We start from the raw sequence: 236 nt of genomic DNA, 5'->3' as shown, positions 1-236 counted from the left end.
GATTGCGCCTAGGCTCATTAAGTTACCCGACACCCTATTACCTACCATACCGGTAATGGCAAATAACATACTAAGCGGAATAACCATGGCCGTAATTAATGCGCCAGTTACATTACCCAGTAGTAGCAGTAAAATAACAACCACCAGCACCGCGCCTTCAAACAGGTTCGTTTTTACAGTGTCTATGGTTTTATCAACAAGAGTTGTACGGTCATAAACCGCCTCAACCACAACAC

Annotated in this window: 1 protein-coding gene; it reads right to left on the bottom strand. The window is 44.1% G+C overall.

Annotation, left to right across the window (positions count from 1 at the left end):
• Nucleotides 1–236: efflux RND transporter permease subunit (locus tag R2R70_RS23140; protein ID WP_410979364.1), on the bottom strand; the 236-nt coding region annotated here is incomplete at both ends.

Source organism: Cobetia sp. SIMBA_158, from assembly GCF_046566945.1.
In the GTDB taxonomy this organism is placed as follows: Bacteria; Pseudomonadota; Gammaproteobacteria; order Pseudomonadales; family Halomonadaceae; genus Cobetia; species Cobetia amphilecti.
The sequence above is the reverse complement of the archived record's forward strand: the minus strand, read 5'-3'. Positions and strand labels throughout refer to the sequence as shown.